19 protein-coding genes are annotated in these 18445 nt (G+C 45.0%); 15 read left to right on the top strand and 4 right to left on the bottom strand.

Annotated elements, in window-relative coordinates; translation table 11 throughout:
• The first annotated feature begins 49 nt into the window (after positions 1 to 49).
• The 5 genes from VQ00_RS09505 to VQ00_RS09490 all read left to right on the top strand — a co-directional run bounded on the left by VQ00_RS09505 (position 50) and on the right by VQ00_RS09490 (position 4442).
• On the top strand, positions 50 to 1219 hold the full coding sequence (locus VQ00_RS09505; RefSeq protein ID WP_046179891.1) for a DUF418 domain-containing protein: 1170 nt from the start codon (positions 50 to 52) through the stop codon (positions 1217 to 1219).
• 4 nt (positions 1220 to 1223) lie between these two features.
• A complete protein-coding gene (locus VQ00_RS09500) occupies positions 1224 to 2081 on the top strand; it encodes a fumarylacetoacetate hydrolase family protein (protein WP_046179956.1) in 858 nt (285 codons plus the stop codon).
• 41 nt (positions 2082 to 2122) lie between these two features.
• A complete protein-coding gene (locus VQ00_RS09495) occupies positions 2123 to 2470 on the top strand; it encodes a YisL family protein (protein WP_046179890.1) in 348 nt (115 codons plus the stop codon).
• 82 nt (positions 2471 to 2552) lie between these two features.
• Entirely contained in the window at positions 2553 to 2699 is a 147-nt protein-coding gene (locus VQ00_RS18605) for a hypothetical protein (protein WP_156154033.1), read from the top strand.
• Positions 2700 to 2942: 243 nt separating this feature from the next.
• A complete protein-coding gene (locus VQ00_RS09490) occupies positions 2943 to 4442 on the top strand; it encodes an alpha-amylase family glycosyl hydrolase (protein WP_052728452.1) in 1500 nt (499 codons plus the stop codon).
• A gap of 46 nt (positions 4443 to 4488) precedes the next feature.
• Here VQ00_RS09490 and VQ00_RS09485 read toward each other — a convergent pair whose 3' ends face one another.
• Positions 4489 to 5307, bottom strand: a complete 819-nt coding sequence (locus tag VQ00_RS09485; protein ID WP_046179889.1) for a Cof-type HAD-IIB family hydrolase — start codon at positions 5305 to 5307, stop codon at positions 4489 to 4491.
• Positions 5308 to 5451: 144 nt separating this feature from the next.
• On the opposite strand from VQ00_RS09485, the gene VQ00_RS09480 reads away from it, so the two are divergent.
• Both VQ00_RS09480 and clpB read left to right on the top strand, forming a co-directional pair.
• The gene (locus VQ00_RS09480; RefSeq protein ID WP_046179888.1) at positions 5452 to 5760 is read left to right on the top strand and encodes a metal-sulfur cluster assembly factor; all 309 of its coding nucleotides are present in this window, start codon (positions 5452 to 5454) and stop codon (positions 5758 to 5760) included.
• 302 nt (positions 5761 to 6062) lie between these two features.
• Positions 6063 to 8645: an ATP-dependent chaperone ClpB gene (gene clpB / locus VQ00_RS09475; protein WP_046179887.1), complete on the top strand. Its 2583-nt coding sequence runs from the start codon at positions 6063 to 6065 to the stop codon at positions 8643 to 8645.
• A gap of 87 nt (positions 8646 to 8732) precedes the next feature.
• Here clpB and VQ00_RS09470 read toward each other — a convergent pair whose 3' ends face one another.
• Positions 8733 to 8918: a ComZ family protein gene (locus tag VQ00_RS09470; RefSeq protein ID WP_046179886.1), complete on the bottom strand. Its 186-nt coding sequence runs from the start codon at positions 8916 to 8918 to the stop codon at positions 8733 to 8735.
• Positions 8919 to 9073: 155 nt separating this feature from the next.
• On the opposite strand from VQ00_RS09470, the gene VQ00_RS09465 reads away from it, so the two are divergent.
• The 5 genes from VQ00_RS09465 to VQ00_RS09445 all read left to right on the top strand — a co-directional run bounded on the left by VQ00_RS09465 (position 9074) and on the right by VQ00_RS09445 (position 12874).
• Complete coding sequence (locus VQ00_RS09465; protein ID WP_046179885.1) at positions 9074 to 9256, top strand: YjzD family protein; 183 nt, start codon at positions 9074 to 9076, stop codon at positions 9254 to 9256.
• A 352-nt stretch (positions 9257 to 9608) separates the two neighbouring features.
• Entirely contained in the window at positions 9609 to 10541 is a 933-nt protein-coding gene (locus VQ00_RS09460; protein WP_046179884.1) for a beta-ketoacyl-ACP synthase III, read from the top strand.
• 27 nt (positions 10542 to 10568) lie between these two features.
• A complete protein-coding gene (fabF, locus tag VQ00_RS09455; protein ID WP_046179883.1) occupies positions 10569 to 11810 on the top strand; it encodes a beta-ketoacyl-ACP synthase II in 1242 nt (413 codons plus the stop codon).
• Between the two features lie 78 nt (positions 11811 to 11888).
• Entirely contained in the window at positions 11889 to 12077 is a 189-nt protein-coding gene (locus VQ00_RS09450; protein WP_046179882.1) for a YuzI family membrane protein, read from the top strand.
• Between the two features lie 56 nt (positions 12078 to 12133).
• A complete protein-coding gene (locus VQ00_RS09445) occupies positions 12134 to 12874 on the top strand; it encodes a DUF3603 family protein (RefSeq protein ID WP_046179881.1) in 741 nt (246 codons plus the stop codon).
• Positions 12875 to 12985: 111 nt separating this feature from the next.
• Here VQ00_RS09445 and trpS read toward each other — a convergent pair whose 3' ends face one another.
• Both trpS and VQ00_RS09435 read right to left on the bottom strand, forming a co-directional pair.
• Positions 12986 to 13978: a tryptophan--tRNA ligase gene (trpS, locus tag VQ00_RS09440; RefSeq protein ID WP_156154032.1), complete on the bottom strand. Its 993-nt coding sequence runs from the start codon at positions 13976 to 13978 to the stop codon at positions 12986 to 12988.
• 66 nt (positions 13979 to 14044) lie between these two features.
• Positions 14045 to 14419 carry a DUF3899 domain-containing protein gene (locus VQ00_RS09435; RefSeq protein ID WP_052728450.1) on the bottom strand — a complete coding sequence of 125 codons (375 nt, stop codon included), beginning with the start codon at positions 14417 to 14419 and terminating at the stop codon, positions 14045 to 14047.
• A 347-nt stretch (positions 14420 to 14766) separates the two neighbouring features.
• Between VQ00_RS09435 and VQ00_RS09430 the strand changes: the two genes are divergently transcribed.
• The 3 genes from VQ00_RS09430 (at position 14767) to opp3C (ending at position 18438) form a co-directional block, all read left to right on the top strand.
• A complete protein-coding gene (locus VQ00_RS09430; RefSeq protein WP_046179880.1) occupies positions 14767 to 16422 on the top strand; it encodes a peptide ABC transporter substrate-binding protein in 1656 nt (551 codons plus the stop codon).
• A gap of 79 nt (positions 16423 to 16501) precedes the next feature.
• Complete coding sequence (gene opp3b / locus VQ00_RS09425; RefSeq protein ID WP_046179879.1) at positions 16502 to 17434, top strand: oligopeptide ABC transporter permease; 933 nt, start codon at positions 16502 to 16504, stop codon at positions 17432 to 17434.
• Complete coding sequence (gene opp3C / locus VQ00_RS09420; protein ID WP_046179878.1) at positions 17431 to 18438, top strand: oligopeptide ABC transporter permease; 1008 nt, start codon at positions 17431 to 17433, stop codon at positions 18436 to 18438. The genes opp3b and opp3C overlap by 4 nt, the downstream gene beginning before the upstream one ends.
• Positions 18439 to 18445: the final 7 nt, after the last annotated feature.

Here is an 18445-nt window from a genome sequence, read left to right as displayed (position 1 = left end):
TTTTCTGTTATGATAAATAGGCAGTCATGATAAGAAAGGGAGTGTTTTATTGCAGCAAGTACAACAGAATGAAACGGCACGAATTGTCTCCATTGATGTGCTGAGAGGTCTATCTCTTTTTGGTATTTTCCTTGTGAATATGCTGTCGTTTCATTCCCCTTATTTTTATTACAATCCATATGAATGGTGGAAAACCTCACAGGATTTGCTTGCTTTTTCATGGATTGATGTTTTCGTACAGGCGAGTTTTTACCCTTTGTTTGCAGCCATGTTCGGATTCGGTGCGGCCATGCAGCATGAGAAGGCCATCAAGAAAAATGGCATGTTTGTCTGGACAGGAATCCGCCGCTTTTCCTTTTTGCTTGTTCTGGGTCTTCTGCACGCCTTTTTCATTTGGCCGGGTGACATTTTATTTAATTACGCGGTATGTGGGTTTTTGCTTCTCTTCTTTTTGCGTTTTTCCAGCCGGCTTCTTTTGAGCATGGGCCTCGTTCTTTTATTTGTGCCGGCTGTTATGCTCGGCTTGCTTCTTTTCCTGTCAGCACTGTCGGATCCATACAATTCATTATTTTGGACAGACATCGCTTCAGTGTCCCAGTCGATTGCAGCATATGGAAGCGGTTCGTACGTGGAAGTGACCGTGCAGCGAATAAGCGACTGGACAAACAATAACGTGACGGATGGGGCTTTTTTGTTTCAGCTTATGACGATTTTTCCATTTCTTCTGATCGGTGCAGGAGCGTATAAACAGCGGATAATTGAGAAATGGACAGCAAAGCCGAAGAAAACCTTATGGATATTTGCTCTTCTTTTTACAGCGGGGCTTATGCTGAAAGGTATTCCACATATGCTTGGCCCTAGTCACATTGCCTATATGTACATTCAAGATGCCATTGGGGGGCCCGTGCTCGCGGCTTCATATGCGGCTCTTATTGTTTATTTATCCACTTTCGACCGTCCGGCAAAGCTTCTTTCACCTTTTGCACAAGCCGGTAAAATGTCACTGACGAACTATTTGATGCAGTCTGTACTTGGCTCGCTTATTTTTTACTCGTACGGTCTTGGTTTTTATGGACAAATTACATTGAGAACCGGTATTTTGCTTTGTGTTACTATTTTTGCTGTACAAGTAATCGTCTCTGGATTATGGATGAACCGATTTAAACGGGGACCAATGGAAGCGATTTGGCGGTTGTTCACATATGGAAAAAGGGGATGAAAAAATGAAGTGGATGAGTTTTAAGCATGATGGAAAAGAAAAGTATGGTATCTATTTACGAGAAGAACAAGCCGTGGCAGTTGTTTCAGACGAAAATGATGCACCTCCTACTCTTGTTGCCGCGATTGAAGAAGGGCAATTTTTAGAATCCATACCAAACAATCTTAAACGATTGCCGCGTGTAGATGAAACAACAATTGAATGGCTGTCCCCGATTCCGCGTCCGTTGAAAAATGTGATGTGTGTCGGGAAGAATTATCGTGACCATGCAATTGAAATGGGCGGGGAAGCAAGCGTGCCAGAGCACCCGATGATTTTTACGAAAGCCCCAACCGCCGTCAGTGCACATCAAGCGCCGATTCCAGCTTATGAATCATTAACCGATGCGCTGGACTATGAAGGCGAACTGGCCGTCATTATTGGGAAAAAGGGAAAAGAAATTGCCCGCGCTGAGGCGCTTGATTATATTTTCGGATACACGGTGCTGAACGATGTGACAGCACGCGACCTGCAAAGCCGTCATAAGCAATTTTTTATCGGCAAAAGCTTGGATGGAACATGTCCGATGGGGCCGTGGATCGTTTCAAAAGACGAGATTGGCGATCCGCATATATTAGCTATTGAAACAAAAGTAAACGGGGAAACGCGCCAGAAGTCGAATACTTCTCAATTTATTTTTCCAATCGATGAAATTATCCATGTTTTGTCCAAAGGAATGACGCTCGAACCTGGAGATATTATTGCGACAGGAACACCGGCGGGTGTGGGGTTTGCGATGGAGCCGAAAGGAACGCTTCAGGCCGGTGACACAGTTGACATTACGATTGAAGGTGTCGGCACTTTGTCAAATACGGTCCGGTAATTGTGTGGTAAAATAAAGAAGTAAAAAAAGGAGGAGAGTTTGTGGACTTTTTAACATCATCAACACACGTACATATTACAACATGGGTCATCGCGCTTATTTTGTTTTTTATCGCGTTGAAAAAGCCATCAACCGGTGTACATATGGGGCTTCGCTTATTTTATGTCCTGATTTTGGTTACCGGCTTTATGCTGTTTGTTACATTCGACAGTTTGAATCCGATGCTATATGGAATAAAAATGCTGGCAGGGATCATCACGATCGGGTTAATGGAAATGACGCTTGTCCGGAAGAAAAAGAACAAAAGTAATGGCGGCGTTTTTGCAGGTGCGCTTGTCGTGCTGCTTATCACGATTATTCTTGGGTTTGCGCTTCCAGGGATTGCTTAAAAATTTAGATTTTGATAAAAAAGCTGCGTGAAGAAAATACACGCAGCTTTTTTGCTATAATACATAAAAAGGAGGCTTGTTCATGTTTCCGATCATTTTATGGGTCATTGTTTTTATTTTATTTATTGTCACGGTACAAGCCGTGTCTATTTATTTGCGGCCAACTGATAGAGAAACAAATGACGAAGCACAGCCGCTTGAAAGAAAAGAAGACCCATATTCACACTAACCGTCATTTCCTGAAAAAGGAGAGGCGGTTATTTTTATATACATACTGAATAGTGCTCTCAATCTGACCACGTGTCTATTTTTTTGTATCACGATTGTTCTTGTAAAAAAAGCGGTTATTTTGTAATGCTCAGCGGTTAAACCGTGTCGGTTTCTTGAACAATGCCTGCTTCAATTGACGCAATGTGGGAAAAAGCGTACTCTAAATGAAGGTTGAACACTTTAGCGCAGGGGGAAACAGACAGTGAAAAAACGATTCTTTTCGCTCGTCATGGTCCCGCTTCTTCTTTTTTCTGCAAATGCGGCATCTGCAGAGGAAAAAGAGGAAGACTGGCATGATGAAACGATGTATTTTTTAATGACCGACCGGTTTATGAACGGCGATCGCTCCAATGATGAACAGACAGATAATAAAGATTCATCTGCCTATCAAGGTGGAGATTTTAAAGGCATTCAAGATAAGCTTGAGTATCTACAGGAGCTTGGCATGACGTCAATCGTCATTTCGCCTGTTTTTGAAAATGAAGCAGGTGGTTATCATGGTTACCACATAACGAATTACAGCAAAATGAATCCGCAATTTGGCAGCGAGCAAGAACTGGCGGCGCTAGTGGACAGTGCACATGAGAAAAATATCCGCGTTATTGTTGATTTTCCGGCGACGCGTGTAAGCATGGAGCATGTGTGGCTGGAGGATGCCCAAAAAGCGGACTGGTTTATGGAGACGTCTATTGCTCAGAAGCCGGACTGGCTTGGAGAGATGGCGCTTTTGAATACAGCTAATCCTGATGTCCAGTCGGCACTTGTCGAAGCGGCGGTAAAGCTGGCAGATGAAACAGGTATCGATGGCTACTTTTTCAGCGGCGCCTCAGCGGCTGAACCGGAATTTTGGACGGAATTCGACGAATCACTTCCAGAGCTGCATTTGATTGGGGAAATGTCAGAAGCATCTATTCAGGAAGCGGCCGCTTATGAAGAAGCCGGGCTGGATGCTGTGACATCTTCATGGCTGCAGGACCCGATTCGGGAACAGTTTGCGACAGTTGACCGTTCGTCTGAGGAAGTGAAAGACCGGCTTTTAGAAGAACAGAACGTGTTAAACGATCCAATTGCTGCTGTTCATACAGCCGATTCTGCTTTAACGGACCGCCTTACGCTTGATATGGCGAATGAAAATATGTTTCCGGGAGCACGCTGGAGAATGGCGCTGACATATATGTATACGACTCCAGGAACACCAGCCATTTTTTATGGATCAGAAATTGCTCAAAATGGGGAATCGGGTCCTAATTCACACGGACTGATGAATTTCCGGACCGATCAGGAGCTTGTCGATTATATTAAGCAAATTTCAGCGCTTCGCCAAGAGCTGCCAGCGCTTCGCCGCGGTTCCTATGAGTCGATTTATGAACAGGACGGCATGTCGGTGTTTAAGCGGCAATATGAAGATGAGACGTTAATTGTCGCAATTAACAATACTGGTGAAACGCAAAGCGTCGCGATTCCGGCGTCTGAACTGGATGAAGATAAAGAATTGCGCGGACTGCTGGCTGGCGATATGTCACGGGCGGCAGACGGTGAGTTCACAATCATTCTTGACCGTGAAGAAGCGGAAATTTATGTGCTGGCACAAAAGACTGGTATTAATTATGCATTTATTGCCGCGATGGCGACGGTCTGGATCGTCTTTGTTTTGTTCCTGTACATTGTCTGGAAACGCGGAAAAAAAGCCGCCAAGCAATAAATGAAAGCCACACAGTTCACTGATCTGTGTGGCTTTTTTGGGGCATTTAAATAAGTGTCTTCAGCGCCAATCGTTCTTCTAAAAAGAGAGCGATTCCGTCTTCTTCGTTCGAAGCGGTTGTTTCATTGGCGATTGATTTTAACGCTGCAATACCGTTGCCCATCGCAACACCGGTGCCGGCATAGTCAATCATTTCAAGATCGTTATCTTCATCACCAAACGCAATGATTCGCTCAGGCGGAATGCCAATCCAATCGGACACTCTTTTTAACCCGACGGCTTTGCTCAATCCGCTTTTGACAATTTCGATGACATGCCATGGAGCAGCCCAGCGCCGGTGATCGATCACTTCCGCATGTACATCGCTTAAATGGCGGCGGATATCCGGCACTTGCTCTTCTGTTGCGTGAATAAGCATACTCGTTGGGTGGTCGGTCAGCTTTTCACGCAAATCGCCGGTTGTGACAAGAGGACTGCCCAGCTTAAAAACGTCAATCAGCTTTTCATCATGATAATGAAAATAGACATTATCGAGCACTTCTGCAATAATATTGTGAAAATCAAAATCATGGCATGCTTCAACAATATCAACAGCTGTTTTCAGTTCCATTGGTTCGTGAAACAGGCCCCATTTTTGATTGCCAGGATGATGAACAAATGCGCCGTTAAAATTAACAATCGGTGTTTTTAAGCCAAGCTCCGCATAATAAGGGGCGCTTGAGCGAAACGGGCGGCCTGTTGCAATCATCACTTCATGCCCATGCTCCATTGCTTTTTGAATCGTTTGTTTTGTGCGGGGAGAAATGGTTTTTTCGTCGGTTAATAATGTACCATCGAGGTCTAACACAATTAAATGTTTCTCCATAAGGCCAAGTCACTCCTTTGCCAGTTCTTCTTTTAGTGTAGAGGGTGTGGGCGTTGTTTGTAAAGATACAGGCTTTTTGCTCATCATTTGAAGAGATGTCTGTTATGATAAAGCTATACGCAATCAAAGAAGGAGTGTTTTTAAATGGATCAGGATTTAAAAGAAAATATTATGGGCGCGCTTGAACAGGTCGTCGACCCCGAACTTGGCATCGACATCGTCAATCTCGGGCTCGTGTATGACGTAGATATGGATGAAGCCGGGAAAACGACAATAACCATGACATTAACATCAATGGGCTGCCCGCTTGCAGGTGTCATTGTCGACCAAGTAAAAGCAGCATTGTCCGGGATCCCGGAAGTGACCGAAGTTGAAACAAATATCGTTTGGACGCCGGTTTGGTCACGTGATATGATGTCACGCTACGCAAAAATCGCCCTCGGCATTCAATAAGGGTCAAAGGCTGAGAGCGCGGCATTGTGCCGTAACGCCTTTGTGACCCGCATCCTGTGGGTCTAAGCGCAGGGCGACCGAGGGACTGGACGTCTTCAGCTGGATAATGCTCCAACATTTATACTTCTTATCTTCTAAAAAAGAAGGTTCCCCGGCGGAACCTTCTTTTTTTAATCAATTTAGCAGTTCTTGCCTTCTTTACCAGTTTAAAAAGAATTTTTCATGCCGTTTCCTTTGCGTAAAAAACGGGAATCTTTTAAAATAAAATCAAAGGTCAAAAAAGGTCAAGGAGGTTTTTGATAGTGAATATGGAAAAAATGACATATACGATGCAGGAAGCGCTTGCAGCTGCGCAGCAAAGCGCGGTAGAACGAAACCATTCGGATGTTGATACCGTACACATGATGACAGCGCTTGTGTCGAAAGAAGACGGGCTGTTTTGCCGTATCTTTGAACGAGCAGGACTTTCAAAAGCGGTACTGCTTAAATTTGTCCAAGGAGAAATCCAATCTAAGCCCGCTGTATTAGGCAATGTCCAATACGGCGCTTATTTATCAGGCGGTTTAAACACGTGGTTTCAAAAAGCGGCAGACGTGCAAAAAAAGTGGGAAGATGCTTATTTATCCGTTGAACACATGGCTGCTTCCATCTTTTCAGCCGGCAATAAAATAGTGGAAATGACGAAAAAAGAAAATGTGACAGAAAAAGCAATCTTAGAAGCCATTCATGAAATAAGGGGGAACGAGAAAGTGACAACACAAAACCCGGAATCAGGCTATGAAGCACTGGCAAAATACGGACGTAATTTAGTGGAAGAAGTACGGACGGGCAAAATTGACCCGGTGATTGGACGTGATGATGAAATCCGTCATGTCATTCGTATTTTGTCACGGAAAACAAAAAACAACCCGGTGCTGATCGGCGAGCCAGGCACAGGAAAAACGGCGATTGTTGAAGGACTTGCTTGGCGGATTGTCCGAAAAGACGTCCCAGATGGATTAAAAGACAAAACGATTTTTTCACTTGATATGAGTTCGCTCATCGCCGGCGCAAAATTCCGCGGTGAGTTTGAAGAACGGCTTAAAGCAGTCTTAAACGAAGTGAAAAAAAGTGATGGCCGTATTTTATTATTTATCGATGAAATCCATACAATTGTCGGCGCAGGCAAAACGGAAGGGTCAATGGACGCTGGCAATATGCTGAAGCCGATGCTTGCGCGCGGTGAGCTGCACTGTATCGGGGCAACAACGCTTGACGAACACCGCCAGTACATTGAAAAAGATCCGGCTTTAGAACGCCGCTTTCAGCCGGTGCTCGTATCAGAACCAACGATTGAAGATGCGATTTCGATTTTGCGCGGCTTAAAAGAACGGTTTGAAATTCATCATGGCGTGAACATTCATGACCGGGCGCTGGTTGCGGCAGCGACCCTTTCCAACCGGTATATTACGGACCGGTTTTTGCCGGATAAAGCGATTGATCTTGTTGATGAAGCATGTGCGATGATCCGGACGGAAATTGATTCGATGCCAGCGGAGCTTGATGCGGTGATGCGCCGGGTCATGCAGCTGGAAATTGAAGAAGCGGCACTCCGGAAAGAAAAAGACCGCGAAAGCGCAGCACGTCTCGAACAAATTCAAAAAGAGCTGGCGGATTTAAAAGAGCAGGCTGATGCAATGAAAGCGCAGTGGATGAGCGAAAAAGACGCAATTATGAATGTGAAAGATAAGCGGGAAGAGCTGGATCGCCTTCGCCGCGAACTGGAAGATGCAGAAAGCCGTTACGATTTGAATCGGGCGGCAGAACTGCGCCACGGACAAATTCCAGCAGTTGAAAAAGAGCTGTCGGGACTCGAATCAACTGCTTCGGCTGAAAAAGATGACCGGCTTCTTCGTGAAGAAGTAACAGAAGAAGAAATTGCGTCAATCGTTGCCAGCTGGACTGGTATTCCGGTCACGAAACTCGTAGAAGGTGAGCGCGAAAAGCTGCTCCGGTTGGAAGAAATTTTGCACGAGCGGGTCATCGGGCAGGATGAAGCGGTGTCCCTCGTGAGTGACGCGGTGCTCCGGGCGCGTGCAGGCATTAAAGATCCAAATCGTCCGATCGGTTCATTTTTATTCCTCGGTCCGACCGGTGTCGGGAAAACGGAGCTCGCCAAAACGCTCGCTGACGTGTTGTTTGACAGCGAAGAGCAAATAATCCGTCTTGACATGTCGGAATACATGGAAAAGCATTCGGTTTCACGCCTCGTCGGCGCACCTCCGGGATATGTCGGCTACGAAGAAGGCGGACAGCTGACTGAAGCGATCCGGCGCCGTCCATATTCGGTCGTGCTGCTTGATGAAGTGGAAAAAGCGCATCCGGATGTGTTTAATATTTTGCTTCAAATGCTTGATGACGGACGCATTACCGATTCACAGGGCCGGAGGATTGACTGCAAAAACACCGTTGTCATTATGACATCGAACATCGGATCGTCCTTTTTGCTTGAATCAGGCGGAGAAGGGGAAATCCCGGAAGAAGCGAAAAACAATGTAATGGCACAGCTGCACGGCCATTTCCGGCCGGAATTTTTAAACCGAGTCGATGACATTATCCTCTTTAAGCCGCTGACCCGCGAAAATTTAAAGGGTATCGCAGGAAAAGTGTTAGAAGGCCTGGCGCTTCGCTTGCTTGACCGGGGTGTCACGCTTCACGTTACCGATGCGGCAAAAGAAAAAATCGCTGAAGAAGGATATGATCCGGTCTTTGGCGCCCGACCGCTTAAACGGTTTATTCAGCGGCAAATTGAAACGCCGACTGCCCGTGCGATTATCGCTGGCAGTATTTTACCGGGATCAGAAGCGGTCGTTGGTGTGGAAAATGGAGAGCTGGTTGTTCGATAAGTGGACATAACCGCCTGTTGATGGACATAAAATCGAATAAGTGGACATAAAAATGACGCTTCCTATAAAAGGGAGCGCCATTTTTTCTTATTCGTCCAATAAACTTTCTTTTTTGCCAAGGTTGTATGCTTCTTGCATAACGTTCATAAACAAACCGAAAAATGGCTCAGCCATCGCCGGTGAAAATTCAATACCGGCTTCTTTCATTTTTTCTTGTGCTTCAGGCAAATATTTCATCGCAATTTGCATAAATTCCATGTTTTTTTCCATCATAAAAAACTCCTTCTCAGCTGCAACTGGTTCTTATCTCTATTTTAGTGTATCTGCAAAAATCGTCAAGAAAAAGCAAAACTTTTTTATGCCGGTGTGTTGATAATATGCTAATATTATGGTCAGAGTACATAAAAACAACTAAAGGAGGTTTCCTTGTGCAATATCTTATGACCTTTATCTGGACACTCATTTTATCTGAAATGGTTGTATACGTTGTGTCTTCCATGAACGGGGCAGCATTTCACGCTGAAACAGGCGTTTTGATTTCAATTGTTGCAACTATTTTGTTGTTCGTATTAACAGCGTTAATCCCGAATGATCCAATTGAAAAGCATTAAAATGAAAGCGAGTTCCCACTAAGTGGAATTCGCTTTTTCCTATAAGATCTAAGAAAGTATATGTTTTTGGACATTGTCCGGCTACAGGCGGCCAGTCTCTCAGAGGCCCACACGATGTGGGTCATAAAAGCGTTGCAGCAGGAAGCTGCGTTCTTAGCTTTTGTTCCAATAAGCCGTCACAGTTGTGTGGCAAAGAGCGCCACCCTGCTGTTCCAACTTATGTCTGCCGGGCCTGAACGGCCGCCTTGCGCTTTTCCGATTTAGAAGTTGCATTTAGGGCTGTTTTTCAGTAAAATTAGTACCAAGTCATAATAATTGATATTACAAATGTGTGCGAAGGAAGGTGCGTTTTTTGAACGCTGGAATATGGGGAATGGGACGGTACCTCCCAGATCAGGTCGTAACCAATGCGGATCTGGAAAAAAAGATGGACACATCCGATGAATGGATACGTACCCGCACAGGCATTGAAGAGCGCCGCATTGCTGAAGATGGCATAGGGACCGTTTATATGGCTGCAAGAGCAGCGGAAAAAGCGATTCAAAACGCAGGCATTGGACCGGAAGAAATCGATTTAATTATTACCGCAACGGTCACGCCGGATCACAGCTTCCCATCGGTCTCCTGTGAAATTCAGCATGAAATCGGTGCGGTCAATGCGGCAGCAATGGACGTTAGTGCCGCATGCGCCGGGTTTATGTATGGCATTATTACGGGAAAACAGTTTGTGGAAACAGGCGCGTACAAGCACGTGTTAGTCATAGGAGCAGAAAAGCTGTCCAAAGTGATTGACTGGAATGACCGGAACACAGCCGTTTTATTTGGGGACGGAGCTGGTGCTGCCATTCTCGGACCAGTATCAGACGGACGCGGCATTCTTTCATTTGAACTTGGCGCCGATGGACGCGGCGGCAAGCATTTATATCAAGATGAACATGTAAAAATGAACGGACGTGAAGTATTTAAATTTGCGGTTCGCCAAATGGGTGAATCCTCGATTAATGTGATTGAAAAAGCGGGTTTAAAAAAGGAAGACATTGATTTTCTTATGGCGCATCAGGCGAATATCCGCATTATGGAGTCAGCAAGAGAACGCCTGGGTCTTCCTCCGGAAAAAATGTCAGTGACCGTGAACAAGTTTGGCAATACATCATCCGCATCGATTCCGCTCACGATGGTGGAAGAAATTGAAAATGGGAATGTAAAAGAGGATGATGTGATTGTGATGGTCGGTTTTGGCGGAGGATTAACATGGGGCGCCATTGCGATGAAGTGGGGACGCTAAACGGAAACTAACAAAGAGGTGGAAAACGTGGAAAAGCGAAGAGTAGTGATTACCGGTCTTGGCATTGTTTCACCGGTTGGAAATACAGTAGAAGAAGCATGGAATAGTGTCACAACAGGAAAAAGCGGCATTAAGCCAATGACACGTTTAAATCCGGACGATTACCCGGCTAAAGTAGCGGCCGAAATTCGTGACTTTGACCCAGAGCAATTTGTGGAAAAAAAAGAAGCGCGCAAAATGGATCGCTTTACGCAATATGCGGTAGCGGCAGCGAAAATGGCTGTAGCAGACGCAAAACTTGAGATTACAGAAGAAAATGCACCGCGCGTTGGCGTCTGGGTCGGGTCAGGCATCGGCGGGATGGAAACATTTGAAAGCCAGTACAAAATATTTTTAGAGCGCGGCTATCGTCGTGTCAGCCCGTTTTTTGTTCCAATGATGATTCCGGACATGGCGGCGGGCCAGGTGTCGATTTACCTTGGCGCAAAAGGGGTAAACTCGTGTACAGTAACTGCTTGTGCGACTGGAACCAATTCGATTGGTGACGCGTTCAAAGTGATTCAGCGCGGCGACGCCGATGCGATGATTTCGGGCGGAACAGAAGCGCCGATTACACAAATGTCAGTAGCAGGCTTTTGTGCCAACACAGCGCTGTCTAACAATCCAGATCCGGCAACGGCAAGCCGTCCGTTTGATGCCGGCCGTGACGGTTTTGTCATCGGTGAAGGAGCGGGTATTGTTGTATTGGAAGAATTGGAGCATGCGAAGGCGCGCGGCGCGCATATTTATGCGGAAATTGTCGGCTACGGCTCGACTGGAGATGCTCATCACATTACAGCACCGGCACCGGATGGTGAAGGTGGCGCCCGCGCGATGAAAATGGCCATTGATGATGCGGGACTTGCTCCATCAGATATTGACTATATTAATGCGCACGGAACGAGCACACCATACAATGATAAATTTGAAACAGCAGCGATTAAAACGGTATTTGGCGATCATGCTGGGAAGCTCGCCATCAGTTCGACCAAATCAATGACGGGTCATTTACTTGGCGCGGCAGGCGGCGTTGAGGCGATTTTTACGGCCCTGGCGATTCAAAACGATATTATTCCGCCAACGATTAATCTGCATAATCCTGATCCGGAATGTGACCTGGATTATGTGCCAAACGAAGCGCGTAAAGCGGACATTCGTGCAGCGATGAGCAACTCGCTTGGATTCGGCGGCCATAACGCAACGATTGTACTCAAACAATACAACGATTAAAAAAAACAGGCTGCGGCCTGTTTTTTTTCGCGCTTGTCCGGCATATACATAACGGACAAGCTGCGGGGGCGTGATCGAATGAGATTCATTCTTTTCTTAACCGGCTTTGGCCTGGCAGTGGCGGGTGGAATTAGTTTTATTATCTATGTTAACTTGCTTGCAGCAGGCATGACATGGCCAGATTATTTTTCATTTACGATGCGCCGGCCGGAATGTTATTTATTTTTCATCGGCTGGCTGCTCATGTTTTTCGGTTTTATTGAATAAAGTAACAAAAACGTGTCGATAATGAACCCATAAAACGGTAATCAAGGAGGAATTTGATGCTGTACCTTCATGACGTGTGGGTGAACTGGTTCGAAGGAGAAGAAAATGGCTGCAGTGTGTGCCCGTATCACGAATGGCGAAAAGACGACGGGATGATGCTGCTTGACCAGGTGCCGGTCCTCATTTTGCGTAAAAACGCAATGGATTTTTTTGAACAGACGCTTTGTGAATTGCCAAAAGAGTTGCTGAAAAAAGTAGAAAGCAAAGCTTTTATCCGAAAAGGAAGCAAGCGGGAAATGATGGAGTATTGTTTTATTGCATCAGACGGTGACAGGACGATGGCGGTTGATACGAACGGCTACCGGGTACCGGTGAAAAAAAGCCGAATTATGCCGCAGCATGAGTTAATTGTACGGGAAATGGCCGATTGTCACCCGGCGGAACCATTTTTCTTTCCAGAAATGACTCGAAAAACGCACAGTTTAGCAGAACCAGCGCCAGAATGGCTGGCTGGGTTGACGCGAAAAGAACGCCAATTAAAGCAGCTTCTTCTTCTGGCAGTGGACCAATTGATTGAATCAGATCACGAGCCAGCATTAAAATATTGGCTGACGGAGTGGAAGCCGGCAAAATACGAAGTCATCCGGCAAATGGATTGGGAAACAGCAGTGAAAATGTTTAGTGAAACCGTTATTGTCGGCTGGAGTCCTGCTCATGAACAATTGTGCGCACAAATGATTAAAGGGCGTCCGTTTTTCGAAAAAATGTATGAACAGGAAATGAGCATTGCCACATAAATAATCGTTTAAATGGGGATGTTCAACCTCAGCAAAAAATAATCACATTTCGAGCAGGATATTCACACTTATCCGAAAAAAACCGTTCCGGCATGATCCGGAACGGTTTTTTTATTTGCGCTTGCGGCCGAGGCCCATAGCGTTTTCCATTTTCTTTAATGTTTTGCCTGCCGTGCGACGGGCTTTTTCGGCACCTTCATCTAAAATTCGGTCAAGTTCTTCAGAATCAATCAGCTCATGGTACCGTTCCTGAATAGGGCTAAGATGCTTAACAACCACGTCTGCCACCGCCTGCTTAAAATCCCCATACCCTTTTCCCTCAAATTGCTTTTCAAGATCTGCGATGGAGATACCTTCAAGGGCTGAATAAATGGACAGAAGATTAGAGACGCCCGGCTTGTTTTCCTTGTCGTATTTGACGACACCGTCGGAATCAGTCACCGCACTTTTGATTTTTTTCTCGATTTGTTTCGAATCGTCCAAAAGAGTAATAAAAGCCTTTTGATTTGGATCAGATTTGCTCATTTTTTTCGTTGGTTCCTGCAGCGACATGACACGCGCGCCTTCTTTTGGAATTCGCACTTCCGGAATAGTGAAAATATCGTTGTACTTTTTATTAAATCGTTCGGCTAAATCACGTGTTAATTCAAGATGCTGTTTTTGGTCCTCGCCGACCGGTACAATGTCTGTTCCATATAAAAGAATATCTGCTGCCATTAACGGAGGATACGTCAATAATCCAGCTGAAACAGCTTCTTTGCCGGCTGACTTGTCTTTAAATTGCGTCATGCGTTCCAATTCACCAATGTACGCCACGCATTGAAGCATCCATCCGGCCTGCGCGTGTGCCGGCACTTCAGATTGAATAAATAAGGTCGCTTTTGAAGGATCAAGACCCACCGCTACATAAAGCGCTGCCAGACTGCGGATGTTTTTACGCAGCTCCATCCGGTCCTGCTGAACCGTAATCGCGTGCTCATCGACAATGCAAAAAAAGCAATTGTAGTCTTCTTGAAGCTCTACAAACTGTCTCAAGGCACCGATGTAATTTCCTAATGTTATCGTACCGCTCGGCTGAATGCCGGAAAAAATCGTTTTCACCATAGGTCAAATCACTTCGTTTCGTCTTTTTATGTGTTTGTTTAATTATAAAGAAAACAAAATGAATATTCAAGATGACAGAATGTATGAGAGAAGCAGTGTGAACAAAACGGCTGAGCCGCCTGTTAGAAGCAGCGGCTTCGTCCAGCGTTCAGGCTTGCGGGCAGCATATTCTTCATGCAGCTCGCTGGTTTGATCCAGGTCATCAAACTGCGCAGTATACGCACCTTCATTAGATGATTTGCGAAGTCGTTTAAATCCATAAGCCACACCATTAAAAAAGCCTTTTTCCAATACAAACAAGGCAACACCCGCAACAAGGAATAATAAGCCAATCATAAACAAGGAATCAATCATTGCTCGAACAGAATCGGACTGCAGCAAGCTGAATCCAGCAGAACTAATAAAAAGAAAGGAAAACAATAAAAAAATTTTTTTCTTCATGTGTGTGGTCCGCCTTCCATAAAGGGTAAAATGAGCATAACGAATATCATATGCATTTTTCAACAAAAACTGCTTATTTTATTGGACGTATTATACAACAAACATTATTTTTATAAAGTTGTGTAGTCTGAAATTACTATACATTTTACAATTAAATTTAAAAAAGGAAATTTTAAAAAACCATTAACAAAGGGTTTTTTCTTTTATATGTAGTATTAAAACTATGTAATGATTGTATAGGAAATGAAAATAAGTTATTGCAATAAAGTGAAACAGCATTATATAATGTTAACAAATCTTCTGAATTATTAAGAAGGTCGAAAATAAAATAGAAGGAGGCATAATCAATGCAAAAGAAAAAATTGTCGATTTTCCTTGTTTTGATGCTTACAGTAAGCGCCATTCTCGCAGCGTGCGGCGGCGGTTCATCTAATTCTAGCGATAGTGGTCAGACATCAGACAATGGTGGAGGAGAAAACAACGTCCTTAATTTGACTGAAACGCAGGATATCCCGTCGATGGACTCGTCACTGGCAACAGATGTGGTATCATTTGATACGCTGAATAGCGTAATGGAAGGGCTTTATCGTCTTGGTGAAGATGACGAAGCAGTAGAAGGCATGGCAGAAGGTGAGCCTCAAATCAGTGAAGATGGCAAAACGTGGACAATTAAGCTGCGTGATGCGAACTGGTCAAACGGAGAGCCTGTCACAGCGAACGATTTCGTTTTTGCTTGGCGCAAAACGTTGAACCCGGATACAGCAGCAGAGTATGCGTACATCATGTATGATTTGAAAAATGCAGCCGCTGTAAACGCAGGTGAAATGGCGCCTGAAGAGCTTGGCGTAAAAGCTTTAGATGAGAAAACACTCGAAATTCAATTAGAAAACCCGGTTCCTTATTTCAAAGAGCTTCTCACATTTGCGACATTCTATCCGCAAAACGAAGCGTATGTAACGGAACAAGGCGATCAATTCGGTCTTGAAGCAAACACTGTTTTGTACAACGGACCGTTTACAATGACAGAGTGGAAGCATGAAGATCAATTTGTTTTGCAAAAGAACCCTGAGTATTGGGATGCTGAAAACGTTCAGCTAGAAACCGTTAATACGAAGATCGTGAAAGATACGCAAACAGATGTAAACCTTTATGAAAGCGGCGAATTAGACAGCGTGAAATTGTCTGCGGAATTTGTGGACAAGTATAAAGAAGAAGAAGGCTTCCATACTGTGAAAGAAGCATCCGTATTCTTCCTTCGCTTGAACCAGTCATCAAATGAGGTACTGAAAAATGCAGACGCACGGAAAGCGATCGCAATGGGCTTTGATAAAACAGGTATTACAGATTCGTTGTTAAACAATGGTTCGGTACCAGCGAATTACCTCGTTCCATCTGAATTTGTTCAAGGTCCGGACGGAAAAGACTTCCGTGAAACAGCAGGATCTTACCTGGAAACCGATCAGGCAGTAGCAGCTGAGCACTGGGCAAAAGCGAAAGAAGCACTTGGCCAGGATACAGTGGAGCTTGAGTTGTTAAGCTATGATGACGATGTATCAAAGAAAATAACTGAATATTTAAAAGAACAGCTTGAAACGAACCTTGAAGGCTTAAAGGTTAACATTAAGCTGCAGCCGTTCAAGCAAAAGCTTGACCTAGAATCATCCATGAACTACGAAGCGTCTCTTGCAGGCTGGGGTCCGGATTATCCAGATCCGATGACATTCATCGACATGTTTGTTACAGACGGTGCGCATAACCAATCTGGTTATTCAAACCCGCAAGTAGACAAGCTCGTTCAAGATGCGAAAACAACGCTTCTAACAGATGAGCAGGCTCGTTGGGATGCACTTGTTGAAGCAGAAAAACTCATGCTTGAAGATGCAGCGTTTGCGCCTGTATATCAGCGCGCACGTGCGTATTTGACAAAACCGGCAGTGGAAGGCGTTCTTTATCATAAGTTTGGAGCGAACTTCTCGCTTAAATGGACGTCTGTCACACGCTAAATAAAGCAAAGGAGGGTACGGCCAGCCGGCCTGCTCTCCTTTTCCCTGTTAAAAAAATGACGCAAAGGAGGGACAAGTCATGGTGAAATACACATTAAAAAGACTATTTTATATGGTGCTGACATTGTTCATTATCGCAACCATTACCTTCTTCTTAATGAAACTCCTCCCTGGCTCGCCACTTACGAATCAAGAACGTTTATCTCCGGAACAGCAGGAACTTATCTTGGACAAATATGGACTGAATGATCCTCTTCCTATTCAATATGTAAACTATATGACGAATTTGCTGAAAGGGGACCTGGGCCTGTCGTTTCAATATGACAACCGACCGGTTGCGCAAATGATTGCGGAACGAATCGGACCGTCAGCGGAGCTTGGTTTTCAAGCGATTGTCTTCGGGACAATTGTTGGCATTATTTTAGGTTTGATTGCTGCATTAAAGCACAACACCATTTGGGACTACACGGCGACAACGATAGCGGTACTCGGTATTTCCGTTCCGTCCTTTGTTTTTGCCGGTCTTCTTCAATATTACTTCGGCGTTGAGTGGCAGTGGTTCCCGGTTGCTTCATGGGAAGGGTTTGAATACACAATCCTGCCGACGCTGTCCTTGTCCGTTTTTGTTATTGCGACTGTCGCAAGGTACATGCGCTCGGAGCTTCTTGAAGTATTAAACTCAGACTACATTATGCTTGCGCGGGCAAAAGGTGTCAGTGCACCGGTTATTATGGTCAAGCATGCGCTGCGGAATGCACTCATTCCGATCATTACGCTGCTCGGCCCGCTCGCTGTCAACATTATGACAGGCTCGCTTGTTATCGAACGGATTTTTGCGATTCCAGGAATCGGAGAGCAGTTTGTCCGTTCCATTAACACAAATGATTATACGGTCATTATGGGAATTACTTTGTTTTACAGTGTGTTGTTTATTGCTGTTGTATTTATTGTCGATATTTTATACGGCATTATTGATCCGCGTATTCGTGTAAGTGGAGGTGACCGGAAATGAGCCAAAAGCTTGATCCGAAATTATTTGATATTCAAGGATCGCGTACACATGAAGCAGAGCAAATGGGCCGTCCGAGCTTGAATTTTTGGCATGATGCCTGGATTCGTCTCAGAAGCAACAAAGGCGCGATTGTCGGGTTGATCCTGATCTTGATCATTCTGTTCATGGCGATTTTTGGGCCGTCCATGAGTGACTATACGTACAAAGAACAAAACATTGCCCATGCAAAACTTCCGCCAAAGATTGCCGCTCTTGAAAACATTCACTGGCTGCCGTTTGACGGCCGTGATAAAGACGGCTTCGATCTGTACGAATCAAAAGGGGTAGAGCAATACTACTGGTTTGGGACCGATGACCTTGGACGGGATTTATGGACACGTGCCTGGTATGGAACGCGTATTTCCATTTATATTGGGGTTCTTGCCGCAGCGATTGATTTTATAATCGGAATTGCGTACGGCGGTATTTCCGGATTTTACGGCGGCCGCGTGGATAACGTCATGCAGCGGATTATTGAGATCCTCATGGGTATTCCTCATTTGATTGTCGTGATTTTATTTATTCTTGTGTTTGAACCCGGCATCTTCTCCATTACGATGGCGATGGTGATCACCGGCTGGGTAAGCATGGCCCGCATTGTCCGCGGCCAGTTTCTGAAGCTGAAAAATCAAGAGTTCGTCCTCGCTTCAAGAACACTTGGTGCATCAGGAAGCCGGCTGATTTGGAAGCATTTAATGCCGAACGTCATGGGCCCGATTATTGTCACAACGATGTTTACGATCCCGAGTGCGATTTTTACCGAAGCGTTCTTAAGCTTTATCGGCCTTGGTATTGCGCCGCCGGAAGCTTCACTTGGCTCACTTGTAAACGACGGATTTAAGTCGATGCAGCTGTATCCGCATATGCTGCTTATCCCATCCATTATTATCAGCTTGCTGATTTTAAGCTTTAACCTGCTGGCGGATGGCCTTCGTGACGCGTTAGATCCACAAATGAAAAAGTAACAAGAAA

The organism is Domibacillus tundrae, from assembly GCF_000970675.1.
GTDB classification, from domain to species: Bacteria; Bacillota; Bacilli; order Bacillales; family Domibacillaceae; genus Domibacillus; species Domibacillus tundrae.
This window is presented reverse-complemented; position numbering and strand designations above follow the sequence as displayed.

What these genes read in the sequence shown, in the direction of transcription:
- VQ00_RS09430 (WP_046179880.1), top strand. Translation starts at nt 14,767, where the DNA reads ATGCAAAAGAAAAAATTGTCGATTTTCCTTGTTTTGATGCTTACAGTA.
- opp3b (WP_046179879.1), top strand. Translation starts at nt 16,502, where the DNA reads ATGGTGAAATACACATTAAAAAGACTATTTTATATGGTGCTGACATTG.
- VQ00_RS09450 (WP_046179882.1), top strand. Translation starts at nt 11,889, where the DNA reads ATGAGATTCATTCTTTTCTTAACCGGCTTTGGCCTGGCAGTGGCGGGT.
- VQ00_RS18605 (WP_156154033.1), top strand. Translation starts at nt 2,553, where the DNA reads ATGTTTCCGATCATTTTATGGGTCATTGTTTTTATTTTATTTATTGTC.
- VQ00_RS09500 (WP_046179956.1), top strand. Translation starts at nt 1,224, where the DNA reads ATGAAGTGGATGAGTTTTAAGCATGATGGAAAAGAAAAGTATGGTATC.
- trpS (WP_156154032.1), bottom strand. Translation starts at nt 13,978, where the DNA reads ATGGTGAAAACGATTTTTTCCGGCATTCAGCCGAGCGGTACGATAACA.
- VQ00_RS09445 (WP_046179881.1), top strand. Translation starts at nt 12,134, where the DNA reads ATGCTGTACCTTCATGACGTGTGGGTGAACTGGTTCGAAGGAGAAGAA.
- opp3C (WP_046179878.1), top strand. Translation starts at nt 17,431, where the DNA reads ATGAGCCAAAAGCTTGATCCGAAATTATTTGATATTCAAGGATCGCGT.
- VQ00_RS09485 (WP_046179889.1), bottom strand. Translation starts at nt 5,307, where the DNA reads ATGGAGAAACATTTAATTGTGTTAGACCTCGATGGTACATTATTAACC.
- VQ00_RS09480 (WP_046179888.1), top strand. Translation starts at nt 5,452, where the DNA reads ATGGATCAGGATTTAAAAGAAAATATTATGGGCGCGCTTGAACAGGTC.
- VQ00_RS09435 (WP_052728450.1), bottom strand. Translation starts at nt 14,419, where the DNA reads ATGAAGAAAAAAATTTTTTTATTGTTTTCCTTTCTTTTTATTAGTTCT.
- VQ00_RS09470 (WP_046179886.1), bottom strand. Translation starts at nt 8,918, where the DNA reads ATGATGGAAAAAAACATGGAATTTATGCAAATTGCGATGAAATATTTG.